Origin of the sequence: Streptomyces sp. B21-083 (assembly GCF_036898825.1) — a bacterium.
In the GTDB taxonomy this organism is placed as follows: Bacteria; Actinomycetota; Actinomycetes; order Streptomycetales; family Streptomycetaceae; genus Streptomyces.
This window is the reverse complement of record NZ_JARUND010000001.1, coordinates 1427454-1448066: the sequence shown is the minus strand read 5'-3', so window position 1 is coordinate 1448066 and position 20613 is coordinate 1427454. Positions and strand designations below refer to the sequence as shown.

The following is a 20613-nucleotide window of genomic DNA, read 5'->3' as shown; positions in this document are numbered from 1 at the left end:
ACATCCTGGTGGGCCGCTTGCAGACAACTTGCAGAGGATCTGCAGCGCCGTCCGCGACTCTTTGAGCGTGACAGAGATCATCACGCTCTCGGACGCCCGGGTCGCCGCGGTCGCGCTGGACGACTGCGGTGAGTCGCTGGTCGACCTGCGCGGGGCCGGCCACCTGCGGCTCGACCACCGACAGGCCGACGACGACGGCCACTACGCCCACCTCCGGTCCGGCGCGCTGCGCCGACTGGTGCGGGCCCAGCGCCTCCTGCCGGCCGGGGTCAGATTCCTGGTGGTGGAGGGATACCGGCCCCCCGACCTGCAGCGCCGCTACTTCGAGCAGTACGCGCGAACCATGCGCCTGGCCCACCCGGACGCCTCGCCCGAGCGGATCCGCGAACTGGCGAGCGCGTACATCTCCCCGCCGGAGGTGGCACCGCACGTCAGCGGCGGGGCCGTCGACCTGACGCTGTGCGACCAGGACGGCCGAGAGCTGGCGCTGGGCACGGAGGTCAACGCGACCCCGGAGGAGAGCGAGGGCGCCTGCCGCACCGAGGCGCCCGGCATCAACGCCGAGGCGCGCGCCAACCGGGCCCTGTTGGGCTGGGCCCTCGGCGCGACCGGCTTCGTCAACTACCCGACCGAATGGTGGCACTGGTCCTACGGAGACCGGTACTGGGCGCTGCTGCGCCAGGCACCGGCCGCCCGCTACGGCCCCGCCACCCCGCCCGGCCCGACGGCCTGACCAGCCGACCGCCGTGACACGACACGACCGTACGACCGCGCGTACGAACGAGGGGAACAGTTGTGAACACCAGCACCTACGCCTGTCCGCCGCCGCCTCGGGAGGACGGCGACCGGATGAGCCCGAACGACTTCGACGCCTCCTTCGCCGCGGACATGCCACGGCTGCGACGGCGGCTGCTGGCCCTGACGGGCAACCCGCACGACGCCGACGACCTGGTGCAGGAGACCTATCTACGGCTCTCCAGACGGGCCCGCGCCCAGAACCTGACGCACCAGCAGCACCCGTACGCCTACACCTGCACCGTCGCCCTCAACCTGCTCCGTGACTCCTGGCAGCGTCCCTCCCGCCGCGAACAGTCCACCGACCGGCTGCCCGAGACCGGCTGGGACGGCGGGCTGGCCTCCTACGAGGCTTCCGAGACCACGCTGGCGCTGCTGGGCGTGCTCTCCGAGAAGGAGGCCGCGGCGGTGATCCTCGTGGACCTGGAGGGACTCAGCCACGACACGGCCGGAGAACGCCTCGGCGCCCACCGCGGAACGGTCCAGCGCAACCGGATGCGGGGCCTGGCCAAGATGCGCGACGCGCTCGGCAACTGACTCGTGCCGCTCCCCCCACGGGGGTGGGGAGCGGCACGTCCTACCACCACCGCAGTCACTTCGAAGAAGGAAGAGTTCCTTGATGATCAGCAGCACGCGTCGCCGGACCAGCGGCGCGCTCCTGGGGGCCTCGGTCCTCGCCCTGTCCGCGTTCTTCTCCGCTCCGGCCCACGCCGCGCAGGACGCCACCTGCGGCGTCCTCGCTCCGGGTGCCTCGGCCACCGCGCAGGCGGCCGTGAACGCCGCCTGTTCGCAGATCGGCGTCTGGTACAGCTGGGGCGGCGGGCACGGAGCGTCGCCGGGCGCCAGCTACGGCTACTACGACGGCTCGGACCCCGACAGCCTCCACGACAGCGAGCGCAAGGGCTTCGACTGCTCCGGCTTCACGCGCTACGCGTACGCGCAGGCCACCGGCAAGGACCTGCTCAACGGCACGGCCGACGACCAGTTCCACAGCTCGCAGGCCTCGGCCCGCTTCTCCGCCTCGCAGGGCAGCGCCCCGCTGCTGCCGGGCGACCTGATGTTCTGGGGCAGCGGGCATGTCCACCACGTCGCCATGTACCTCGGGGCCGGACAGATGGTCGAGGCGTACGAGTCGGGCACCCACATCAGGGTCGCGCCCGTGCGCACCGGCGGCGACTACGCGGGCGCGATCCGGATCAACGGGTCGGGCACTCCCACTCCGCCGCCCGCGAACGGCGGTACGACCTTCGAGACCTGGGGCACCGGGGTGCGCACCCACCGCACGCCGAGCGTGGGCGGCGCGGTGGTGGACACCTTCGCCGGACCGACCCAGGTGTCGATCCAGTGCCAGCAGCACGCGGAGAGCGTCACCGCGGAGGGCTACACCAACGACATCTGGTCCAAGCTGGCCGACGGTTCCTGGCTGACGAACATCTACATCAAGGGCCCGGCGTCGCTGCCCGGCATCCCGGACTGCGGCGGCAGCAGCACCCCGCCGCCGTCGAGCGGCAGCAAGCCGTTCCAGACCTGGGGCACCGGGGTGCGTACGCACAGCGAGCCGAACGTCAACGCCGGGGTGGTCGACTACTTCGCGCAGCCCACCACGGTCAACGTGGTCTGCCAGGCGCACGCGCAGGAAGTGACGGCCGAGGGCTACACCAATGACGCCTGGGCCAAGCTGACGAACGGCTCCTGGATGACGAACATCTACATCAAGGGCGCGGCCTGGCTGTCCGGCGTGCCGACCTGCTGACGCGTGACCTCCCGTCCCGGGCCGCCGGAGGCTGTCCTTCGGCGGCCCGGGGCCGCGGTGGGTGAGAACGCGCCCGGCACGAGGCCGTCGAGCCGGCCCACGGTGGTGCCGGTGGAGCCCACTCCGCGGCCTGCCGGCCGACGTCTCGCCGACGGCGGGACCCTCGCCGTGCCGCGTCCGGCACGGCGAGCACCACGGCGTACGACCACGGTCCGGCCGCCTCGCGCGACACGCTCCCCGGCGGGTGACGCGGTCTCCCCGCGGCGGCACCATGCGCACCACTGGGCGGCAACGGACGCTCACCCGGTCGCGAGGGAGATCTCGGTCGACTTGATCAGGGCGACGACCGGGGAGCCGGCGGCCAGACCCAGGTCGTGCACGGCGTCCGTGGTGATCGCGGCCGTGAGCGTGCCGCCCGCGACGGTGACCTTGACGGACGCCATCGCGGCACCCGTGGTGATGTCGGCGACGGTGCCGGGGAGTTGGTTGCGGATGGAGACGCCCTCGACGACGGCGGTGGCGAGCGCGACCTCCGTGGACTTGACCAGGGCGTGAACCGTGGTCCCCGCGGCGAGCCCGAGATCGTTGACGGATTCCCGGGTGATCGCGGCGGTGATCTCCTGACCCGCGTCGAGGCGGACCTTGACGGTGGCCATGACCTGCCCGGAGGTGACGGCGATGACGGTGCCGGGAATCTGGTTGCGGATGCTCAGGCTCATGGCGGAACGCCTCACAGGGAGAAGGTGCGGAACAGCGGCTTTCGCGGCTTTTGTGAGGCTCACGCTAACCGGGCCGGGCACCGGCTCCCGCTCAGGCCGGGTACGCGTGCGTCTGTGTCGCCTTGACGGTCGCCCACACCTCGGCGCCCGGATGAAGGTCGAGTTCCGCGGCGGCTACGGTGGTGAGGTCGGCGGCGAGGGGGAGTTCACCGGTGAGGTTGGCGCGTATCCGGTCGCCGTGGGTCTCCATGCCGGCCACCTCGCAGCGCCACAGGTTGCGGGCGCTGGAGCCGGTGGGGCGGTGTCGGTGCAGGGTCACCGCGCTGGGCGGGAAGGCGACGAAGACCGGGCCGGTGAGATCCTCCGTGGTGGTGATCACCGGACCGGTGTCCAGGGTGACGGCGTGCCCCTCCGCCCGGCCCGGGTACAGGTTCAGGCCGACCAGTTGGGCGATGTAGTCGGTGCGCGGCCGACGCGCGATGTCCTGCGGCGGCCCCTCTTGGACGACCCGGCCGTTTTCGACGACCACCAGCCGGTCCGCGAGCACCATGGCGTCCAGCGGATCGTGCGTGACCAGGACCGCGACGGCCTCGAAGTCGGCCAGGTGACGCCGGAGTTGGGCCCGGACATCGAGGCGGGTACGGGCGTCCAGCGCGGCCAGCGGCTCGTCGAGGAGCAGCAGCCGGGGGCAGGTGGCCAGGGCGCGGGCGAGGGCGACCCGCTGGGCCTGCCCGCCGGAGAGCCTGCGCGGCTTGGCGCCGGCCTGCTCGGCGAGCCCCATCCGCTCCAGCCACCCGGCGGCCGTCGCCCGGGCCTCCGCCCTGCTCGCTCCCCGGCAGCGCGGGCCGAAGGCGACGTTGTCGAGGGCGCTGAGGTGCGGAAAGAGCAGGTAGTCCTGGAAGACGACGCCCACCGGCCGGGATTCCGGCGGCGTACGCTCCAACTCCGCCCCGTCCAGCCGCAGATGGCCGCCGTCGAGCGGGGTGAGCCCGGCCAGTGCGCGCAACGCGGTGGTCTTGCCGGCGCCGTTGGGGCCGAGCAGCGCCACGACGTCGCCGGGCGCCGCCGTCAGCCGGATGTCGAGCCGGAAGGAGCCCCGGTCGACGACGATCCGGGCGTCGAGCCCCGCGCCGGACGCGCTGCCGCGACCGGCGCCGACGCCTGACCTGGTCTCGTCCATGGAGGTCATGACGTGGTCATCCAGCGATCGCGCAGCCCGGCCAGCACCGCGATCGAGACGGCGAGCAGCACCAGGCTCAGGGCGATGGCGGCGGCCGGGTCGCTCTGCAGAGCCAGATAGACCGCCAGCGGCATGGTCTGTGTACGGCCCGGAAAGTTGCCCGCGAAGGTGATCGTCGCCCCGAACTCGCCCAGCGCGCGCGCCCAGGCCAGTACCGCGCCGGCCGCGACCCCGGGAGCGATGAGGGGCAGTGTGACCCGGCGGAACGCGGTGAAGCGGGACGCGCCCAGTGTCATGGCGGCTTCCTCGTAGCGCGGGTCGGCGGCCCGCAGCGTTCCCTCCACGCTGATGACGAGGAACGGCATCGCCACGAACGTCTCCGCGACCACGACGCCCGCCGTGGTGAACGGCAGCGTGATGCCGAACCACGAGTCCAGCCACTGCCCGACGACCCCGTTGCGCCCGAGCGCGAGGAGCAGCGCCACACCGCCGACGACCGGCGGCAGCACCAGTGGCAGGGTCACCAGCGCCCGTACGAAACCGCGTCCGGGGAACTCGGTGCGGGCCAGCAGCCAGGCCAGCGGGACGCCCAGGACCAGACTCACCGCCGTCGCCGAGGTCGCACAGAACAGGGACAGCCGCAGGGCCTGCCAGACCTCGGGGCTGGTCAGCTGCCCGGGCAGGCCGCGCCACGGGGCCCGCACCAGCAGCGCGAGCAGCGGCAGCAGCAGGAACGCCAGGCCGACGAGCGCGGGGACGAGGAGCGGAACCGGGACCGCGGACCGACGGCCTCGGACGCGCCCACGCCGAGGCCCACCGGCGAGGGTGTCGGCCGCGGCGCCGGGCTTGTCGGACCTGTCGGGCTCGGTCACGGCTTGAGGAATCCGGCCCCGGTCAGGACCTGGCTGCCCTCGGCGGACCGGACCAGCTCGATGAACGCCTTCGCCGCGTCGGCGTTCGGCGCGTCCTTGAGCAGGACGATCGGATAGTCGTTGACGGCCTCGGCCGACTCGGGGAACTCCACACCCTCCACCTTGTCACCCGCGGCGTGCACATCGGTCTTGTAGACGACGGCGGCGTCCGCCTCTTTCAGCTCGACCTTCGTCAGGGCGCTCTTGACGTCCTGCTCGTACGACACCGGGGTGAGCTTCAGCCCGCTCGCGTCGAGGCTCTTCTGCGCGGCGGCGCCGCACGGCACCTCCTTGTCGCAGAGGACGACCTTCAGCCCGGACTTCGTCAGATCCTTCAGCGACGCGATCCTGTCCGGGTTGCCCGGCAGGGTGGCGATCTCCAACTGGTTGCGGACGAAGGTGGCCGGGGTCCCGGCGGCGTCCTTCGCGTCGGTGACGATCTTCATCGTCTTGGGGCTGGCGGACGCGAACACATCGGCCGGGGCGCCGCCGGTGATGCTCGCGGCGAGGGAGTCGCTGCCGCTGAAGCTGAAGGTGACCTTCGTACCCGGGTACTTCCTCTCGAAGTCCTTGCCCAGCGCGGTGAAGCTCTCCTTGAGGGAGGCGGCGGCGAACACGGTCACCTTGCCGGACACCTGCGGGGAGGCGGAGTCCGACGCGGCGGAGCCCGCGTTCGCCGCCGGGTCGTCGGAGGAGCAGGCGCTCAGGGCCAGCAGCGCGGCGACACCCGCGCCGGCCACCTGGAGGGTCCGACGGGTCCGGCGTACGGAACGGGTCATCACGGGGCTGCTCCTCTGTCGATCGCGGACAAGCACCGATGATACGTCCGCAAGTGCGAGGAGTAAGCCCCCTGTCTCATCGCATGAGCATGGCTGACAGGGGAATGGAGTGGCATCTGCGCTTTGACGAGGTGCGGTGGCCGCTTCTTGGGCCGGCCTTGACCCGTCCCTCATCTCACGTACCGATGACCTTCACGCCGATGCCACCGGACCCTTCCGTGCCGTTCGGTACCCCTGGGAAACTCCAGGCGCGCATTCCGTCACGTTCCTCCCAATGCCGTCATCAGGACGAGAGGCTCTTCCCCCATGCCCGAAGTCAACCGGCGCCGCTTCCTCCAACTCGCGGGCGCGACCACGGCGTTCACCGCGCTGTCCAACAGCATCGAGCGTGCCGCAGCCCTTCCCGCGCACCACCGCACCGGGACGATCGAGGACGTCGAGCACATCGTCGTCCTCATGCAGGAGAACCGGTCCTTCGACCACTACTTCGGTTCGCTGCGCGGCGTCCGGGGCTTCGGCGACCCGCATCCGGTGACGCAGGTGAACGGCAAGTCGGTCTGGCACCAGTCGGACGGCACCAAGGACGTGCTCCCCTTCCACCCGGACGCCGACAACCTAGGGCTGGCCTTCATCCAGGACCTCCCGCACAGCTGGAGTGACGGGCACGTCGCGTTCAACAACGGCAAGTACGACAAGTGGATCGAGGCCAAGTCGTCGACGACGATGGCCTATCTGAACCGCGAGGACATCCCGTTCCACTACGCGCTGGCCGACTCCTTCACCATCTGCGACGCCTACCACTGCTCGTTCATCGGCTCCACCGACCCGAACCGCTACTACCTGTGGACGGGCTACACGGGCAACGACGAGCTGGGCGGCGGCCCCGTCCTCGGCAACGACGAGGAGGGATACGGCTGGACGACCTACCCGGAGCGCCTCGAAAAGGCGGGCGTGTCCTGGAAGATCTACCAGGACGTCGGTGACGGGCTCGACGCTGCCGGTTCCTGGGGCTGGATCCAGGACGCCTACCGGGGCAACTACGGCGACAACTCGCTCCTCTACTTCAACCAGTACCGCGACGCCAAGCCCGGGGACCCCCTCTACGACAAGGCCCGCACCGGCACCGACGCCCGGAAGGGCGAGGGCTTCTTCGACCAGCTCAAGGCCGACGTGTCAGGTGGCAAGCTGCCGCAGGTCTCCTGGATCGTCGCCCCCGAGGCATTCACCGAGCACCCCAACTGGCCCGCGAACTACGGCGCCTGGTACATCTCCCAGGTCCTGGACGCGCTCACCTCGGACCCCGAGGTGTGGGCCAAGACGGCGCTGTTCATCACGTATGACGAGAACGACGGCTTCTTCGACCACCTCGTGCCGCCGTTCCCTCCCGGGTCCGCCGCGCAGGGCAAGTCCACGGTCGAGGTCGGCCCGGACCTGTTCAAGGGCGACAGCAGTCACGCGGCCGGTGCCTACGGGCTCGGGCAGCGGGTGCCGATGCTGGTCGTCTCGCCCTGGAGCAAGGGCGGGTTCGTCTGCTCGGAGACGCTCGACCACACGTCGATCATCCGGTTCATGGAGAGCCGCTTCGGGGTGCACGAGCCCAACATCTCGCCCTGGCGGCGCGCGGTCTGCGGCGATCTGACGGCCGCCTTCGACTTCTCCCGCAGGGACGTCAGGCCCGTCGCCCTTCCCGGCACCGACGGTTACCTGCCGCCGGACGGGAACCGCCACCCTGACTACGTGCCGACGCCGCCCGCCCACCCGGTGCTGCCCAGGCAGGAACGCGGTCTGCGCCCGGCCCGCCCGCTCAAGTACGCCCCGTACGTGGACGGTTCGGCAGACCTGGCGGCCGGGAAGTTCACGCTGGCCTTCGCCTCCGGCACCCACGCCGGCGCCTCCTTCCTGGTGACCTCCGGCAACCGCGCCGACGGCCCGTGGGCGTACACCACCGGAGCCGGCGAGACCCTCTCCGACACCTGGAACTCGGCGTACTCGAAGGACGTCCACGACCTGACGGTGCACGGCCCGAACGGCTTCCTGCGCGTCTTCAAGGGGCGCGGCAAGGGCGCCGCCGGACCCGAGGTGACCGCCCGACACGTCGGCGACGACCTTGAGCTCACCCTCACCAACAAGGGCGCCAAGGCGGTGGAGTTGAAGCTGAGCAGCGGATACGGCGGACAGGCGCGCACGATCAGGGTGCGGGCCGGCGCGGTCGTCCGGCACCGGGTGGACCTGGGCGCCAGCAAGCGGTGGTACGACGTGACGGTCACCGCCGAGGGCGACGCGTCGTTCCTGCGTCGGTTCGCCGGGCACGTGGAGAACGGCCGGGCGGGTGTGAGCGATCCGGCGATCGTGACCTGCTGACGGGCGGTACGGGCCCGGGGCGCCTTGACCGTGACATGGTTGTCATCCAGTCACGCCACGGTAGTGTGCCCCGGTGACCACGCAATCGAACATACCTGCAGGTTGGTACGCGGATCCGCACGGAGCGCCCCAGACGCTCCGGTATTGGGACGGTTCCCAGTGGACCGACCACACCAACACCGACCAGCAGCAGGCGCAGCAGCCCCAGGCCCAGCAGCCGCAGGCGGCGCCGGTTCAGCAGCCCCAGCAGGGATTCGGTCAGCCCCAGGGACAGCCCCAGGGGCAGCCGCAGAAGGGCTTCGGCGCGGCGCAGCCGGCGGCCGCCGGTGCCGATCCGCGGGTGCGGGGGCAGGTCCAGCAGCAGGCCGGGGTCGCGGCGGGAGGGGCGGGCGGAGGCACGCTGTTCAGTGAGCCGGTGCTGGTGGTGAACCAGAAGGCCAAGCTGATCGAGGTGACCAACGAGTACAAGGTCATGGACCAGCAGGGCCGGGAGCTCGGCTCGGTCGTCCAGGTCGGACAGAGCACGCTGAAGAAGATCATGCGCTTGGTCTCCAGCCTCGACCAGTACATGACGCACAAGCTGGAGATCCGGGACGCGCACGGGCAGCCGGTGCTGCTGCTGACGCGCCCCCGGAAGTTCCTGAAGTCGCGGGTGATCGTGCAGCGCCCGGACGGTTCGCCGGTCGGTGAGATCGTCCAGCAGAACATGATCGGGAAGATCAACTTCGCGATCAACGCGGGCGGGCAGCAGGTCGGCGCCATCAAGGCCGAGAACTGGCGGGCCTGGAATTTCAGCATCGTCGACCACGCGGAGAACGAGGTCGCCCGTATCACCAAGACCTGGGAAGGTCTGGCGAAGACGATGTTCACGACCGCGGACAACTACGTCCTGCAGATCCACTACCAACTGCCCGAGCCCCTGCTGAGCCTCGTCGTGGCGACGGCGCTGACCGTCGACACCGCGCTGAAGCAGGATTCACGCGGCCTGGGCTGACCGGTCGGTTCACAGAGGACGGATCGGTTCACAGAGACCGACCGAAGCCCCTGTTCACAGGTGTGTTCACGCCAGGCATGTTCACAGGGGCCGGCCGGTTCACAGTGACGTGAGGTGTCCCGGCTGCGACGGCTGCCGGGGCATCAACGACGGTTCGACGGGCGCCGGGTGGGCCTCCAGCGCGAGGACCGACGCCACCGGATGCTCCTCGTCGTCCAGGACCGAGGCCGCCGCCGAAGCCGAGGACGGAATCACGATCCGCCGCGGAGACACCGGAACCGCGTCCAAAACCGGCTCCGCGACGGTCTCCGGGACCAGGGCCGGCGTCGCCCGCGACAGCGTCACCACACCCCACCCCGCGAGTCCCGCGCCCACCAGCGCAAGGAGCAGGCCGGCCGCCCCGCCCTGGAGCCGCTCGCCGAGCAGCGTCAGGCCGATCACCGCCGCCGCGCCCGGGTTGGCCAGCGTCACCAGGGCCAGCGGACCGCCGAGGCCGCCCCGGTAGGCGGTCTGGGACAGGATCAGGCCGCCCGCCGCGAACGCCGCGACCAGCAGCGCCACCCCGATCACCTGCCAGCCGAGCAGCGGACCCGAGCTGTCCGTAGCCGCGACCGTGACGGTCTGGGTGAGCGCCGAGGCCACCCCGGACGCGATACCGGACGCGCTCGCGTGCCGCAGGCCGGGCCGGGCGCCGGGGCGGGCCAGCACCCCGATGAGGATCATCGTCGTACTCGCGACCGCGAGGGCCTCCGGGAGGCTCAGGATGTGGTCCGGCGCCGGACCGGACGCCGTGACCAGGATCGCCGCCAGGCCGAGCAGCGTCAGCGCGGTACCGCGCCACTCCCGCGCGCTGACCCGCCGGCCGGCGACCCGCGCGCCCAGCGGCACCGCGGCGACCAGCGTGAGCGCGCCCAGCGGCTGGACCACCGTGAGCGGCCCGTACTTGAGGGCGACCACGTGCAGCAGCGCGCCGCCCGCGTTGAGCAGCACCGAGCCCCACCAGGCGCCGGTCGCGAGCAGCCGCCGTATCCCCGCGTCGGCGTTGCGGGAGGCGAGCCGTTCCTGGGCGACGGCCGCGGCGGCGTAGGCGACGGCGGAGAAGAGGGAGAGGGCGACGGCGGCGAGCGTGGCGGCGTTCATCGTGCGGCTCCCACGAGGACGGGCTCGTCGACCGGGGCGAGCCTGCTGCCCTGGCTTGCCGTCGACTCGGTGCGGTGGGGCAGGTGGACGACCGCGAGGGCGATGCCCAGCAGGGCCGAGGCCACGATCGCGTCGAGCCAGTAGTGGTTCGCCGTACCGACGATCACCAGCAGCGTCACCAGCGGATGCAGCAGACACAGCCAGCGCCAGCGCGAGCGGGTCGCGACGATCAGGCCGATCGCCACCATCAGGGCCCAGCCGAAGTGCAGCGACGGCATGGCCGCGAACTGGTTGGACAGGGTGTCGGCCTCGGGTGAGGCGCCGTAGACCGTCGGTCCGAAGATCTGGCCGGTGTCGACGAGACCCGCCTCGCCGAGCAGCCGCGGCGGCGCCAGTGGGAAGGTGAGATGGATCACCAGGGCGGCCCCGGTGACCGCGGCGAGGACCCGGCGGGCCCATACGTAGTGCGCGGGGCGCCGCAGATAGAGCCAGACCAGGAAGGCGACGGTGGCCGGGAAGTGCACGGTCGCGTAGTAGGTGTTCGCGATGTGGACCGCGGTGTCGCTGTGCAGCAGCGCCGACTGCACGGCGCCCTCGCCGGGGAGATGGAGGGCCCGCTCCCAGTCCCAGACGCGGTGGGCGTTCCGGAAGGCCTCGGTGGTGTGCCCGGTCGCCAGCTGCCGGCCGAGTTTGTAGACGAGGAACAGCCCTGCGACCAGCAGGAGTTCACGGCCGAGCGGCGGCCGTCGTATACCGGCGGGTTCCGCCTTGGCAGGCTCGGTGCTGGCTTTCATCCCCCGGCCCTTTCCCTGAGTGGCGCGTGTGCGCACGTGCTGCGTGATGGGCGGGAACTCGTCTGTACGGGCGCTCGTCTCATCGATACGTTGGTGTACCGATACGAGAGTGTACCGAAACGAATCCGTACCGGTACACTGGCGTATCGATGGACTTACGCCACACTGGAATCGGGAATAAGCCACAGAGCCGCCCGACAGCAACGACAGCTATGACAGCTATGACCGCAACGGCAGGGAAAGGGAGCGCAGTCATGACGTCGCAGGCCGCGGAGGGACCGGAACCGGTCGTCGCCTCCCGCCGCTCCAAAATCACGCCGGAGCGTGAGCAGGAGTACTTCGACGCCGTGCTCGTCCAGATCCGCGAGTGCGGATACGACGCGCTGACCATGGAGGGCGTCGCCGCCAGCGCGCGCTGCAGCAAGTCGACGCTCTACCGGCAGTGGAAGACGAAACCGCAGTTCGTGGCCGCGGCGCTGCGCGCCAACCGGCGCGCCCGCTTCGCCGTCGACACCGGGTCCCTCGGTGGGGACCTGCGGGCGGCGGCGCGGGCGACCGGCGAGTCCTCGGGCCGCGACACCCAGCTGATGCAGGCACTCGGCCACGCCGCCATGCAGGACCCCGAGCTCCAGCAGGCGCTGCGTGAGGCGATCGTCGAACCGGAGCTGGCCGCGTACCGCGAGATGATCCGCCGCGCGGTCGAGCGGGGCGAGGTCGCCGCCGACCATCCGGCGCTGGAGTACGTACCGGCGCAGATGATGGGCGTCCTGCGGGTCCGTCCGGTCCTGGAGGGGCGGTACGCGGACCCGGAGTACCTCGTCGAATTCGTGGAGGCCGCGGTGCTGCCCGCACTCGGCGTCACCTGAGACGCAGGCCGCCGTCCCTGCCACGCCCGGACGGTGACCTGTCCGCGCCGACCCGTGGGGACGGGGGCGGCGCGCACCCCCCGGCCGGGTGGGGTTCCTCTTGAGCGGAGAGGCGCCCCACCCGGCCGATCCAGCTCCACCCGCACATCTGTCCGCCGGGAGCGACGCGTACCTGCGGATCAGACGTTCGTCCCGCTGCCGCCAACCGTCGAGACCTTGATACCGGCCGTTATCTGGTCGATCACCGTCTCCTTCTGGTCGGCGTCGACACCGAAGCGGACGACGACGATCTGCCGGGGGTTCGACGGCGCGGGGAAGGCGAGCGACTCGACGATGCCGTCGGCGCCCTTGCTCGTGACCGCCTTCCAGCGGACCAGATAGCCCTTCTGCCCGGCCACGGTCACCGCCTTGGAGGCCAGTACGTCGTGCGAGGTGATCTTCCCGTACGTCGTGCCTCCGTAGGACTCCTCGGCGTTCGCCGAGATGTCCGCCTTGGCGACCGCCTCGGCCGTGCTGCCCGAGGTGCCCAGCGCCAGCGCGGGCGCCGAGTACGCCCCGCCCTTGGTGCACGACTTCGTCGTGTCGCCCGGGCACTTGTACGAGCTGTCCGAGGTGATCTGGCCACCCACGGTGATCTGCTGGCCGTACCAGCCGTCGGGGATCGGGATGCTGATCCCGTTGGTCGCGTCGGGCACGGAACCGCTGTCGATCTTCGGACTCTCCGAGGGCTCGGACTGCTGCGGATCCGGCGTCTGCCCGCCCGGGCCGCCGCCGGTGCCACCACCGGGACCGCCCTGGCCGCCACCGTTCTGACCGCCGCCGCTCTGGCCACCGCCGTTCTGTCCGCCGGTTCCGCCCTGGCCGCCCGGCACCCGCGCGCTCACGTCGCTGCCGCCGTCGTCCTTGGTCAGCGCGTACACGCCGCCGCCTATACCGGCGAGGACGGCGATCGCCACCGCGACGGCTATGCCGGTGCGCAGACCGCGCCGGGTGCCCGTCGGCGGATGCTCCGGGTACGCCGGATAGGCCCCGCCGGTGGCCAGCACCGGTGGACCCCAGGCGGCGGCCGAGCCCTCGGGACGGGTCTGTTCCGTCCATGTCCTGCCGTCCCACCAGCGCTCGGTGGCGGGGCTGTCACTTGTCTGCCCGGGGTCGGGATACCAACCGGGAGGAGTCTCCTGCGTCATGCCCCCACCGTATGAGGCCAGAGTGAAAGGCGGATGAGAGGAGTGGCCTTTCCGCCGGGAAAGGCGCGGAATGGCGGGCCGAGATGCCGAGATAGCGGGATACGAGAGGTCAGGCGCCCGCCGCCTCCACCGCGCCGACCGAAGGGGAACGCCAGTACGGACGATGTTCACGTCCGCACCGTCGCCTCCGCCTCGCCGCCACCTTCCCGGGTGAAGAGGGGAGCCGCGCGGTGATCCTCTCCAGAGGTGCGGACAGGTCGGCCCGAAGAACCACGACCCGACGGAGGCGCGCCCCCCGCCGTCGACAAACCAGCTGTGTCCCAGCGGATGTTGACGAACCATCACCTCGACGACGGCTGGTGGCGGGCCTGCCGCGTCGCCCTGTCGCCCTCCCTGTCACTCGTCCCGGCACTACCTGCGCGGACCCGCCTCCACCGCGGCAGCCGGACGGCTACTCTCGGGTTCTGTACGTCGTTCAGGCGACTTGGGGAGGTAGCGGGATGACGGAGGAACTGCCCGGGACGGCCGGCTCTGCCGCCCTGTGGGAGCGCGACACACAAGTCGCCGCCCTCGGCCGGGCGATCGACGCCCTGCGCGCCGACAGCGCCTCCTCGGGCAATCTGGTGCTCTTCACCGCCGAGGCGGGCCTCGGCAAGACCGCGCTGATGGCCGAGACCCGGCGCATCGCCGAGCGGCGCAACTGCACGGTGTGGTCGGCACGTGGCGGCGAGACACTCAAGTCCGTCCCCTTCAACGTCGTACGGCAGCTGCTCCAGCCCGCGTTGGTGTCACTGATGCCGGAGGAGGCCCGCGAGTACCTCGGCGACTGGTACGACATCGCCGGCCCCGCCCTCGGCATCACCGAACCCGGCGACCGCCAGGCCGACCCGCAGGGTGTGTGCGACGGCCTGGTCGCGGCCGTACGGCGGCTCGCCAAGCGTGACTGGCCGCTCGTCCTGCTCATCGACGACGCCCAGTGGGCCGACCAGGAGACCCTGCGCTGGCTGGCCGCGTTCGCCGAGCGGCTCGACGACCTGTCCGTCCTCGTCGTGGTCGCCCGCAGGCCAGGCGAGGCCACCGGCGCCAGCGCCGACCACCTGGAGGCGATCGCCCGGGCGGCCGGCCCCGTCGCCACGCTCGACGCCCTCACCCCCGCAGCCGCCGCCGGACTCACCCGCACGACCCTCGGCCCGCACGCGGACGCCCCGTTCTGCCGCGAGGTGTGGGCGGTCACCGGCGGCAACCCGTACGAGACCGTCGAACTCCTCGCCAAGGTCCAGGACGCCCGACTCGCCCCGGTCGAGGCATCCTGCGGCCGGCTGCGCGAACTCAACAACGCGGCACGCGGCGGTGGCCTCGTCGCCCGCCTGGAGGAACTCGGCGTCGAAGCCACCCGCTTCGCCTGGGCGGCGGCCATTCTCGGCAAGGGCATCTCCGTGGACCTCGTGGCCCGGCTCGCCACCCTCAGCACGGACGAGGCCTACCGTTGCGCCAATCTCCTGTGCGGCGCCCGCATCCTCACCGAGCCCCAGCTGATGGCCGGCCAAGTCGCCGACGGCGAACTGGAGTTCGTCCACCCGCTGATCGCCACCGCCGTCTACGACTCCATCCCGGACGGCATGCGCACCGCCATGCACGGCATCGCCGCCCAGGTCGTCACCGAGTCCGGGCTCGGCGCCGCCGCGGCCTCCCACCATCTCCTCCATGTGTATCCGGACGACGACGAGGAACTCGTCGACCAGCTGCGGGAGGCGGCCCGCGAGCATCAGGCGGTCGGCGCCCCGGACGCGGCCCGCCGCTGTCTGGAGCGCGCCCTGCTCGAACCGCCCAGGCCCGAGAGCCACGCGTATGTGCTCTTCGAACTGGGCTGCGCCACCCTCCTCACGGCGCCCGCCACCACCATCCAGCATCTCCAGACCGCGCTCGCGATGCCCGGCCTGGAGGGTGACCTGCGCGTCGACGCGATCGTCCGGCTCTCGCAGGCCCTGCTGCACAACGGCCAGTCGGAGGCAGCCGTCCGTACGGTCGAGGCGGAGGCCGCCCGGCATCAGCCGGGCCCCGCCCGGATGCGCCTGCAGGGCGTGCACTTCATGCTGGAGGGCCTCCACGGAGCCGATGTGGCCGTGCCGGGCCGCTCCGAGCGCCTCGCCGACCTCGCCCGCCCCTGCACCGGCCGGGACAACTCCGAGCGCGCGCTGCTCATGCTGCGCGGCTTCGACGCCATGTCGCGCGGCGAGAACGCGGAGGAGGTCGTGGAGGTGTGCGACCGCGCCCTCGTCAACGGCCGCCTCGCGCCCGGACTCGGCTGGACCGACCCCGAGTGGGGCATCGAGCTGCCGATGATGCTGGCCTGCGCTTACGCCTACACCGACCGTCTCGACCGTGCCGAGGCGCTCTACATGGACGCCCTGCGCGCCTACGAGACGGCGGGCTGGAGCGGCGGCCATCTCTCCCTCGCCCATGCGTACGTCGGTCTCGGACACCGTAGGCGGGGCCGCCTCAGAGAGGCGGAGACCTCACTGCGCGAGTCCCTGCGCCTGGCCGAACGCGTCGGGCGGGGCCTGCCCCTGTACTGGTCGGCGACCTGCAACCTCGTCGACACACTGCTCGCCCGCGGCCATGTCCAGGAGGCCTGGGCGGTCGCCGAGCAGTACGGGTTCGCGCCGCCCTACCCGTCCACCATCGTGCTGCCCGAACCCCGCGCCGTACGCGGCCGGCTGCTCATCGCCGTCGGCCGCAAGAAGGAGGGCATCAACGAGTTGGAGGCCGCGGAGAAGGCGGCCACCGGGCGTGGCTTCCACAACCCGGTGCTCGCCACCTGGGCCGTCGACCTCGCCCGGGCGCTGGCCACGGAGGACCCGCTCCGGGCCGCCGTGCTGGCGGCCGACGCCCGCCGGTACGCCGAACGCTTCGGCACGGACACCGCCATCGGCGAGGCCCTGCGCTGCGCGGCGGCCCTGGAGACCGGCCAGCGGGCGGTACGCCTGGCCGCCCAGGCGGTCGCCTACCTGGAGGCCTCACCCTGCCAGTACGAACACGCCGCGGCCCGCGTCGAGTACGGCATCGCCGCCCGCTCGATCGCCGAGATCCAGCGCGGCCTGACCCTGGCCAAGTCGTGCGGCGCGGACGGCCTGGTCGCCCAGGCGAGAGATGTCCTGGAGGGCGGCCGGGGACTGCGCTGACGGCCGGGGTGCCCGGTGCGCCGGTCAGGTCCGGAGCAACTGCTCGGTGACCTTCTCCAGGCCCCCGCGCACCCGGTCGTCGTACCCACGACCACCAGGGTCACCCTTCCGCGCTGTCCTCTTCCGGGCCGTCCTCTTCCGCGAGGACGCGCTGGGCCGCGGCGAACGCCGAGTTGGCCGCCGGGACTCCGCAGTAGACGGCCGTCTGGAGGAGTACCGCGCCGATCTCCTCGGGGGTCAGCCCGTTACGGCGGGCCGCGCGGACGTGCATCGCCAGCTCGTCGTAGTGGCCGTGGGCGACCAGCGCGGTGAGTGTGATCATGCTGCGCTCGCGCCGGGTGAGCGTCGGGTCGGTCCAGATCTCGCCCCACGCGTAGCGCGAGATGAAGTCCTGGAAGCGGGCCGTGAAGGGCGTCTGCCGCGCCTGCGCCCGGTCCACGTGTGTGTCGCCGAGCACCTGCCGACGCACCTCCATGCCCCGTCGGGGAGCCGCCCCGAAGTGGGGGCGCAGCGCGGCCAGTACGGCCTCCGGGCACTGCGCGACGGCCAGGTGCGAGGCGCCCGGCAGTTCGACGAGCGTGGCACCCGGCACCGCGTCCGCGATCTCCCGCAGATGGGCCGGGGGAGTGGCCGGGTCCTGCCGTCCTGCGACGAGCAGCGTGGGCACCTCGATCTCGGCCAGCCGGTCACGCAGGTCGAAGGCGCCGAGCGCGTCGCAGCAGGCGGCATACGCGTCCGGATCGGCGCTGCGGTGATCCGCGACCAGCTCCGGCACGGTGAACCCGGGCGTGAACCAGCGGGCGTCGGCGCTGTCCGCGAGTCCGGTCAGCCCCTCGCTCCGTACCAGCGCGGCCCGTTCCTCCCACGGCCTGCTGCCGTTGAAGTGGGCCGAGGAGCACAGGACGGCGAGCGACGACACCCGCTCCGGGTGGTGGACGGCGAGATACAGGCCGACCGCACCGCCCAACGACACGCCCGCGTAGGCGAATCGGTCGATGCCGAGCGAGTCGGCGAGCGCCAGCACGAGCGCGGCCAGGTCACCGACGGTGGCCCCGGGCCCGATCAGCCCGGGCGCCGAACCCCCGTGCCCGGGCAGGTCCCAGCGGACCACCCGGTGAGTGACGGACAGCTCGGGCGCCACCTTGTCCCACAGGGCGTACGACGTCCCGAGCGAGGGCCCGAGCAGCAGCGGGGGAGCGGTGGCGGAGCCCTCGACACAGTGGTGCGGCAGCTTGTCGGTCACGGTCGCTCCAGAGCACGGTCGGTGAGGGCTCCGGCGGAGCCGGTGTAACGGGCGGGGTCGGTCAGGTCGTTGAGGGGCAGATCCTTCAACTCGGGCTCCTCGGCCAGGAGTTCGGCGAGTGTCCGGCCCTCGGTGTGGGTCCGGGCGGCCACCTGGGTGAGCAGCTCTTTAGCGCGGGCGCGGCCCAGCACGGGCGAGAGTTCGGCGGCCAGCCGCTCGGAGACGATCAACCCGTGGGTGAGGCCCAGGTGTTGACGCATGACCTCCGGGTGCACGCGCAACCCCTCCGTCAGCTCCACGGCGTCCCGGGCCGCGCCCCCGGCGACCCGGAGCAGTTCCCTGAGCGGCTCCCACTCGGCGTGCCAGGCCCCCGCCGGACGCTCGTCCTCGGCGACGAGCGCGCCGTACAGGGTGGCCGCGAGCTGCGGGGCTCGCCGGGCCGCGGCGGCGATCAGTGTCGACCGTACGGGATTGGCCTTGTGCGGCATCGCCGACGAACCCCCGCCGCTGCCCTCGGAGACCTCGGCGATCTCCGTCCGGGCCGACGTCAGCACATCGGCGGCGAGTTTGCCGAGGGCGCCGGCCGTGAAGGCGAGCGCTCCGGCGAGATCCGCGACCGGGGTGCGCAGGGTGTGCCAGGGCAACACGGGTTCGGCGAGCCCGAGTTCACGGGAGTAGGCGGCGACCAGGGCCTGGGTGTCGACCGGAGCGTCACCCGCGCCGAAGACGGTGAACGCGGCCAAGGTACCTGCGGCGCCGCCGAGTTGGGCGGGGAGACTCCGACGCACGGCCGTCACCCGGTCCCGGGCGTCCAGGACCAGGGAGCGCCAGCCGGCCGCCTTCAGCCCGAAGGTCGTCGGTACGGCGTGCTGGGTGAGCGTGCGGCCCGGCATCGGGGTGTCGCGGTGGACGGCTGCCATGCGGGCCAGGGCTTGCGCGGTGCGGTCGAGGTCCGTCCGGATCAGGTCCAGGGTGCGGGCGGCGACCAGCATCGTCGCCGTGTCCAGGATGTCCTGGCTGGTCGCACCCCGGTGGACGTACGGCCCGTACTCCGCGCCCACCGCCGCTGTCAGGTCCGCGACCAGCGGGATCACCGGGTTGCCGCCGGACCGGGCGCGCAGCGCGATCGACCGGACGTCGAAGCCGGAGGCGTCATCGGCTGCCGCGTCGACCGCCGTGGCCGCTTCCTCCGGCACCAGCCCCAGCCCGGCCTGCGCACGGGTCAGCGCGGCCTCCGCGTCGAGCAGCGCGCGCAGATACGCGGTGTCGCTCGACGCGGAGGCCGCCGGGGAGCCGGCCCACCCGGGCGAGAGCAGGCCGGTGTCGGCGTCGGAATCGGCAAGTGGTGTCACTCGAACTCCAGGAAGACCGTTTCGCCCTCGCCCTGAAGGCGGATGTCGAAACGGTACGTGCGCCGATCGCCCTCGGCGGCGACCAGCGTGGCGCGCCGCTCGGCCGACAGGGAGTCGAGCAGCGCGTCGGCGCCGTCCGCGAGATACGCACGCGTGTACAGGTGGGTCAGCAGGCCGCGCGCGAACACGCACACGCTGATGTACGGCAGCCCGGAGTTGCCCGGGGGCAGTGTGTACAGCGCGTAGTGCCCGTCGGCGTCGGTGGCGACCCGCCCGAAGCCCGTGAAGTCGGTGCCGTTGCGGCCCAGGAAGCCGCCCGTCACCGGGTCCCGGCGCAGGGATCCGGGGGCTCCGGCGAGGGAGCCGTCGGGCGCGGCCTGCCAGAACTCCAGCAGGGCGTCGGGGATCGGGTTCCCCTCGCCGTCCAGGACGTGTCCGTGAAGGGTGATCGTGTCCGGGTGGCCCTTGGGCGCGACCTGCTCGCCCTCGGGGAAGGGGAGCGCGTACCCGTAGAAGGGGCCCACGGTGTGGGACGGGGTGGGGAGGAGGTTCTCCGGGGAGGGAGGGGAGACGCTCATCAGTCGCGGCCTTCTTCGATCCAGGTGGCGGAGGGACCGTCGAGGACGATGTCCCACTCGTAGCCGAGCGAGAACTCGGGCTGCGACAGGTCGTGGTTGTACTGCGCGACCAGCCGGTTACGGGCGGCCTCGTCGGTCACCGAGCGCAGGATCGGGTCGTAGCGGAACAGCGGGTCGTTCGGGAAGTACATCTGGGTGACGAGGCGCTGGGTGAAGGCAGTGCCGAAGACGGAGAAATGGATGTGCGCCGGGCGCCAGGCGTTGGTGTGGTTGCGCCACGGGTAGGCGCCCGGCTTGATCGTGGTGAACCGGTACCGTCCCTGATCGTCTGTCAGGACCCGTCCCACACCGGTGAAGTTGGGGTCGAGCGGCGCCGGGTGCTGGTCCCGCAGATGCGCGTATCGGCCGGAGGCGTTGGCCTGCCACAGCTCGATCAGCTGACCGCGCACGGGGCGCCCGTCCCGGTCGAGGAGCCGGCCGGAGACGGTGATGCGCTCGCCGAGCGGCTCGCCCTGGTGCTGGATGGTCAGGTCGCTGTCGATCTCGGTGATGTCGGTGACTCCGAACACCGGCCCCGACAGCTCGACCGTCTCGGGGTCCCCACCGCTCACCGCGACCAGCGGCTGCTTCGGGTACCGCAGCACCGAGCTGCGGTACGGGGCGTAGTCGCGCGGCGGATGGTTCTGCACGGGCGCGCCTTCCGCGACCGCCTTGTCGTAGGCGTCCTGGAGGTCGCTGACCTCGGTGTCGATGTCCGACTGGGAGAGAGCCATGGGGAG

18 protein-coding genes are annotated in these 20613 nt (G+C 71.9%); 7 read left to right on the top strand and 11 right to left on the bottom strand.

Going from position 1 to position 20613, the window contains the following annotated elements:
• The first annotated feature begins 67 nt into the window (after window positions 1-67).
• From QA861_RS06345 to QA861_RS06335, 3 genes are all read left to right on the top strand, one after another.
• Window positions 68-733 carry a M15 family metallopeptidase gene (locus tag QA861_RS06345; protein WP_334587219.1) on the top strand — a complete coding sequence of 222 codons (666 nt, stop codon included), beginning with the start codon at window positions 68-70 and terminating at the stop codon, window positions 731-733.
• A 62-nt stretch (window positions 734-795) separates the two neighbouring features.
• Window positions 796-1332, top strand: a complete 537-nt coding sequence (locus QA861_RS06340; RefSeq protein WP_334587218.1) for an RNA polymerase sigma factor — start codon at window positions 796-798, stop codon at window positions 1330-1332.
• Between the two features lie 79 nt (window positions 1333-1411).
• On the top strand, window positions 1412-2548 hold the full coding sequence (locus QA861_RS06335) for a C40 family peptidase (protein WP_334587217.1): 1137 nt from the start codon (window positions 1412-1414) through the stop codon (window positions 2546-2548).
• Window positions 2549-2847: 299 nt separating this feature from the next.
• On the opposite strand, the gene QA861_RS06330 is transcribed toward QA861_RS06335, so the two are convergent.
• The 4 genes from QA861_RS06330 to modA form a co-directional block, all read right to left on the bottom strand.
• Window positions 2848-3267 (bottom strand): TOBE domain-containing protein, encoded by a 420-nt coding sequence (locus tag QA861_RS06330; RefSeq protein WP_334587216.1) that lies wholly within the window; start codon window positions 3265-3267, stop codon window positions 2848-2850.
• A 91-nt stretch (window positions 3268-3358) separates the two neighbouring features.
• Window positions 3359-4456, bottom strand: coding sequence for an ABC transporter ATP-binding protein (locus QA861_RS06325; RefSeq protein WP_443041452.1), 1098 nt, complete (start codon window positions 4454-4456; stop codon window positions 3359-3361).
• Complete coding sequence (gene modB / locus QA861_RS06320) at window positions 4453-5319, bottom strand: molybdate ABC transporter permease subunit (RefSeq protein WP_334587215.1); 867 nt, start codon at window positions 5317-5319, stop codon at window positions 4453-4455. Before modB ends, QA861_RS06325 begins: the two co-directional genes overlap by 4 nt.
• Complete coding sequence (modA, locus tag QA861_RS06315; protein WP_334587214.1) at window positions 5316-6137, bottom strand: molybdate ABC transporter substrate-binding protein; 822 nt, start codon at window positions 6135-6137, stop codon at window positions 5316-5318. Before modA ends, modB begins: the two co-directional genes overlap by 4 nt.
• A 306-nt stretch (window positions 6138-6443) precedes the next feature.
• On the opposite strand from modA, the gene QA861_RS06310 reads away from it, so the two are divergent.
• Complete coding sequence (locus QA861_RS06310) at window positions 6444-8498, top strand: phosphocholine-specific phospholipase C (protein ID WP_334587213.1); 2055 nt, start codon at window positions 6444-6446, stop codon at window positions 8496-8498.
• A 73-nt stretch (window positions 8499-8571) separates the two neighbouring features.
• Window positions 8572-9492 (top strand): LURP-one-related family protein, encoded by a 921-nt coding sequence (locus QA861_RS06305; RefSeq protein WP_334587212.1) that lies wholly within the window; start codon window positions 8572-8574, stop codon window positions 9490-9492.
• 99 nt (window positions 9493-9591) lie between these two features.
• Here the strand turns inward: QA861_RS06305 and QA861_RS06300 are convergent, their stop codons facing one another.
• Window positions 9592-10632 carry a DMT family protein gene (locus QA861_RS06300; RefSeq protein WP_334587211.1) on the bottom strand — a complete coding sequence of 347 codons (1041 nt, stop codon included), beginning with the start codon at window positions 10630-10632 and terminating at the stop codon, window positions 9592-9594.
• Complete coding sequence (locus QA861_RS06295) at window positions 10629-11426, bottom strand: phosphatase PAP2 family protein (RefSeq protein WP_334587210.1); 798 nt, start codon at window positions 11424-11426, stop codon at window positions 10629-10631. Before QA861_RS06295 ends, QA861_RS06300 begins: the two co-directional genes overlap by 4 nt.
• A 254-nt stretch (window positions 11427-11680) precedes the next feature.
• Between QA861_RS06295 and QA861_RS06290 the strand changes: the two genes are divergently transcribed.
• On the top strand, window positions 11681-12292 hold the full coding sequence (locus QA861_RS06290; protein ID WP_334587209.1) for a TetR/AcrR family transcriptional regulator: 612 nt from the start codon (window positions 11681-11683) through the stop codon (window positions 12290-12292).
• A gap of 179 nt (window positions 12293-12471) precedes the next feature.
• Here the strand turns inward: QA861_RS06290 and QA861_RS06285 are convergent, their stop codons facing one another.
• On the bottom strand, window positions 12472-13479 hold the full coding sequence (locus tag QA861_RS06285; RefSeq protein WP_334587208.1) for a DUF2510 domain-containing protein: 1008 nt from the start codon (window positions 13477-13479) through the stop codon (window positions 12472-12474).
• 500 nt (window positions 13480-13979) lie between these two features.
• On the opposite strand from QA861_RS06285, the gene QA861_RS06280 reads away from it, so the two are divergent.
• Window positions 13980-16661 carry an ATP-binding protein gene (locus QA861_RS06280; RefSeq protein WP_334587207.1) on the top strand — a complete coding sequence of 894 codons (2682 nt, stop codon included), beginning with the start codon at window positions 13980-13982 and terminating at the stop codon, window positions 16659-16661.
• A 100-nt stretch (window positions 16662-16761) separates the two neighbouring features.
• On the opposite strand, the gene pcaDC is transcribed toward QA861_RS06280, so the two are convergent.
• The 4 genes from pcaDC to pcaH are packed head-to-tail and all read right to left on the bottom strand — an operon-like array spanning window position 16762 to window position 20607.
• Window positions 16762-17904 carry a bifunctional 3-oxoadipate enol-lactonase/4-carboxymuconolactone decarboxylase PcaDC gene (gene pcaDC / locus QA861_RS06275; protein ID WP_334587206.1) on the bottom strand — a complete coding sequence of 381 codons (1143 nt, stop codon included), beginning with the start codon at window positions 17902-17904 and terminating at the stop codon, window positions 16762-16764.
• Window positions 17901-19256 carry a 3-carboxy-cis,cis-muconate cycloisomerase gene (gene pcaB, locus QA861_RS06270; protein WP_334587205.1) on the bottom strand — a complete coding sequence of 452 codons (1356 nt, stop codon included), beginning with the start codon at window positions 19254-19256 and terminating at the stop codon, window positions 17901-17903. The genes pcaDC and pcaB overlap by 4 nt, the downstream gene beginning before the upstream one ends.
• On the bottom strand, window positions 19253-19834 hold the full coding sequence (gene pcaG, locus QA861_RS06265) for a protocatechuate 3,4-dioxygenase subunit alpha (RefSeq protein ID WP_334587204.1): 582 nt from the start codon (window positions 19832-19834) through the stop codon (window positions 19253-19255). The genes pcaB and pcaG overlap by 4 nt, the downstream gene beginning before the upstream one ends.
• A complete protein-coding gene (pcaH, locus tag QA861_RS06260) occupies window positions 19834-20607 on the bottom strand; it encodes a protocatechuate 3,4-dioxygenase subunit beta (RefSeq protein ID WP_334587203.1) in 774 nt (257 codons plus the stop codon). Before pcaH ends, pcaG begins: the two co-directional genes overlap by 1 nt.
• Window positions 20608-20613 lie beyond the last annotated feature (6 nt).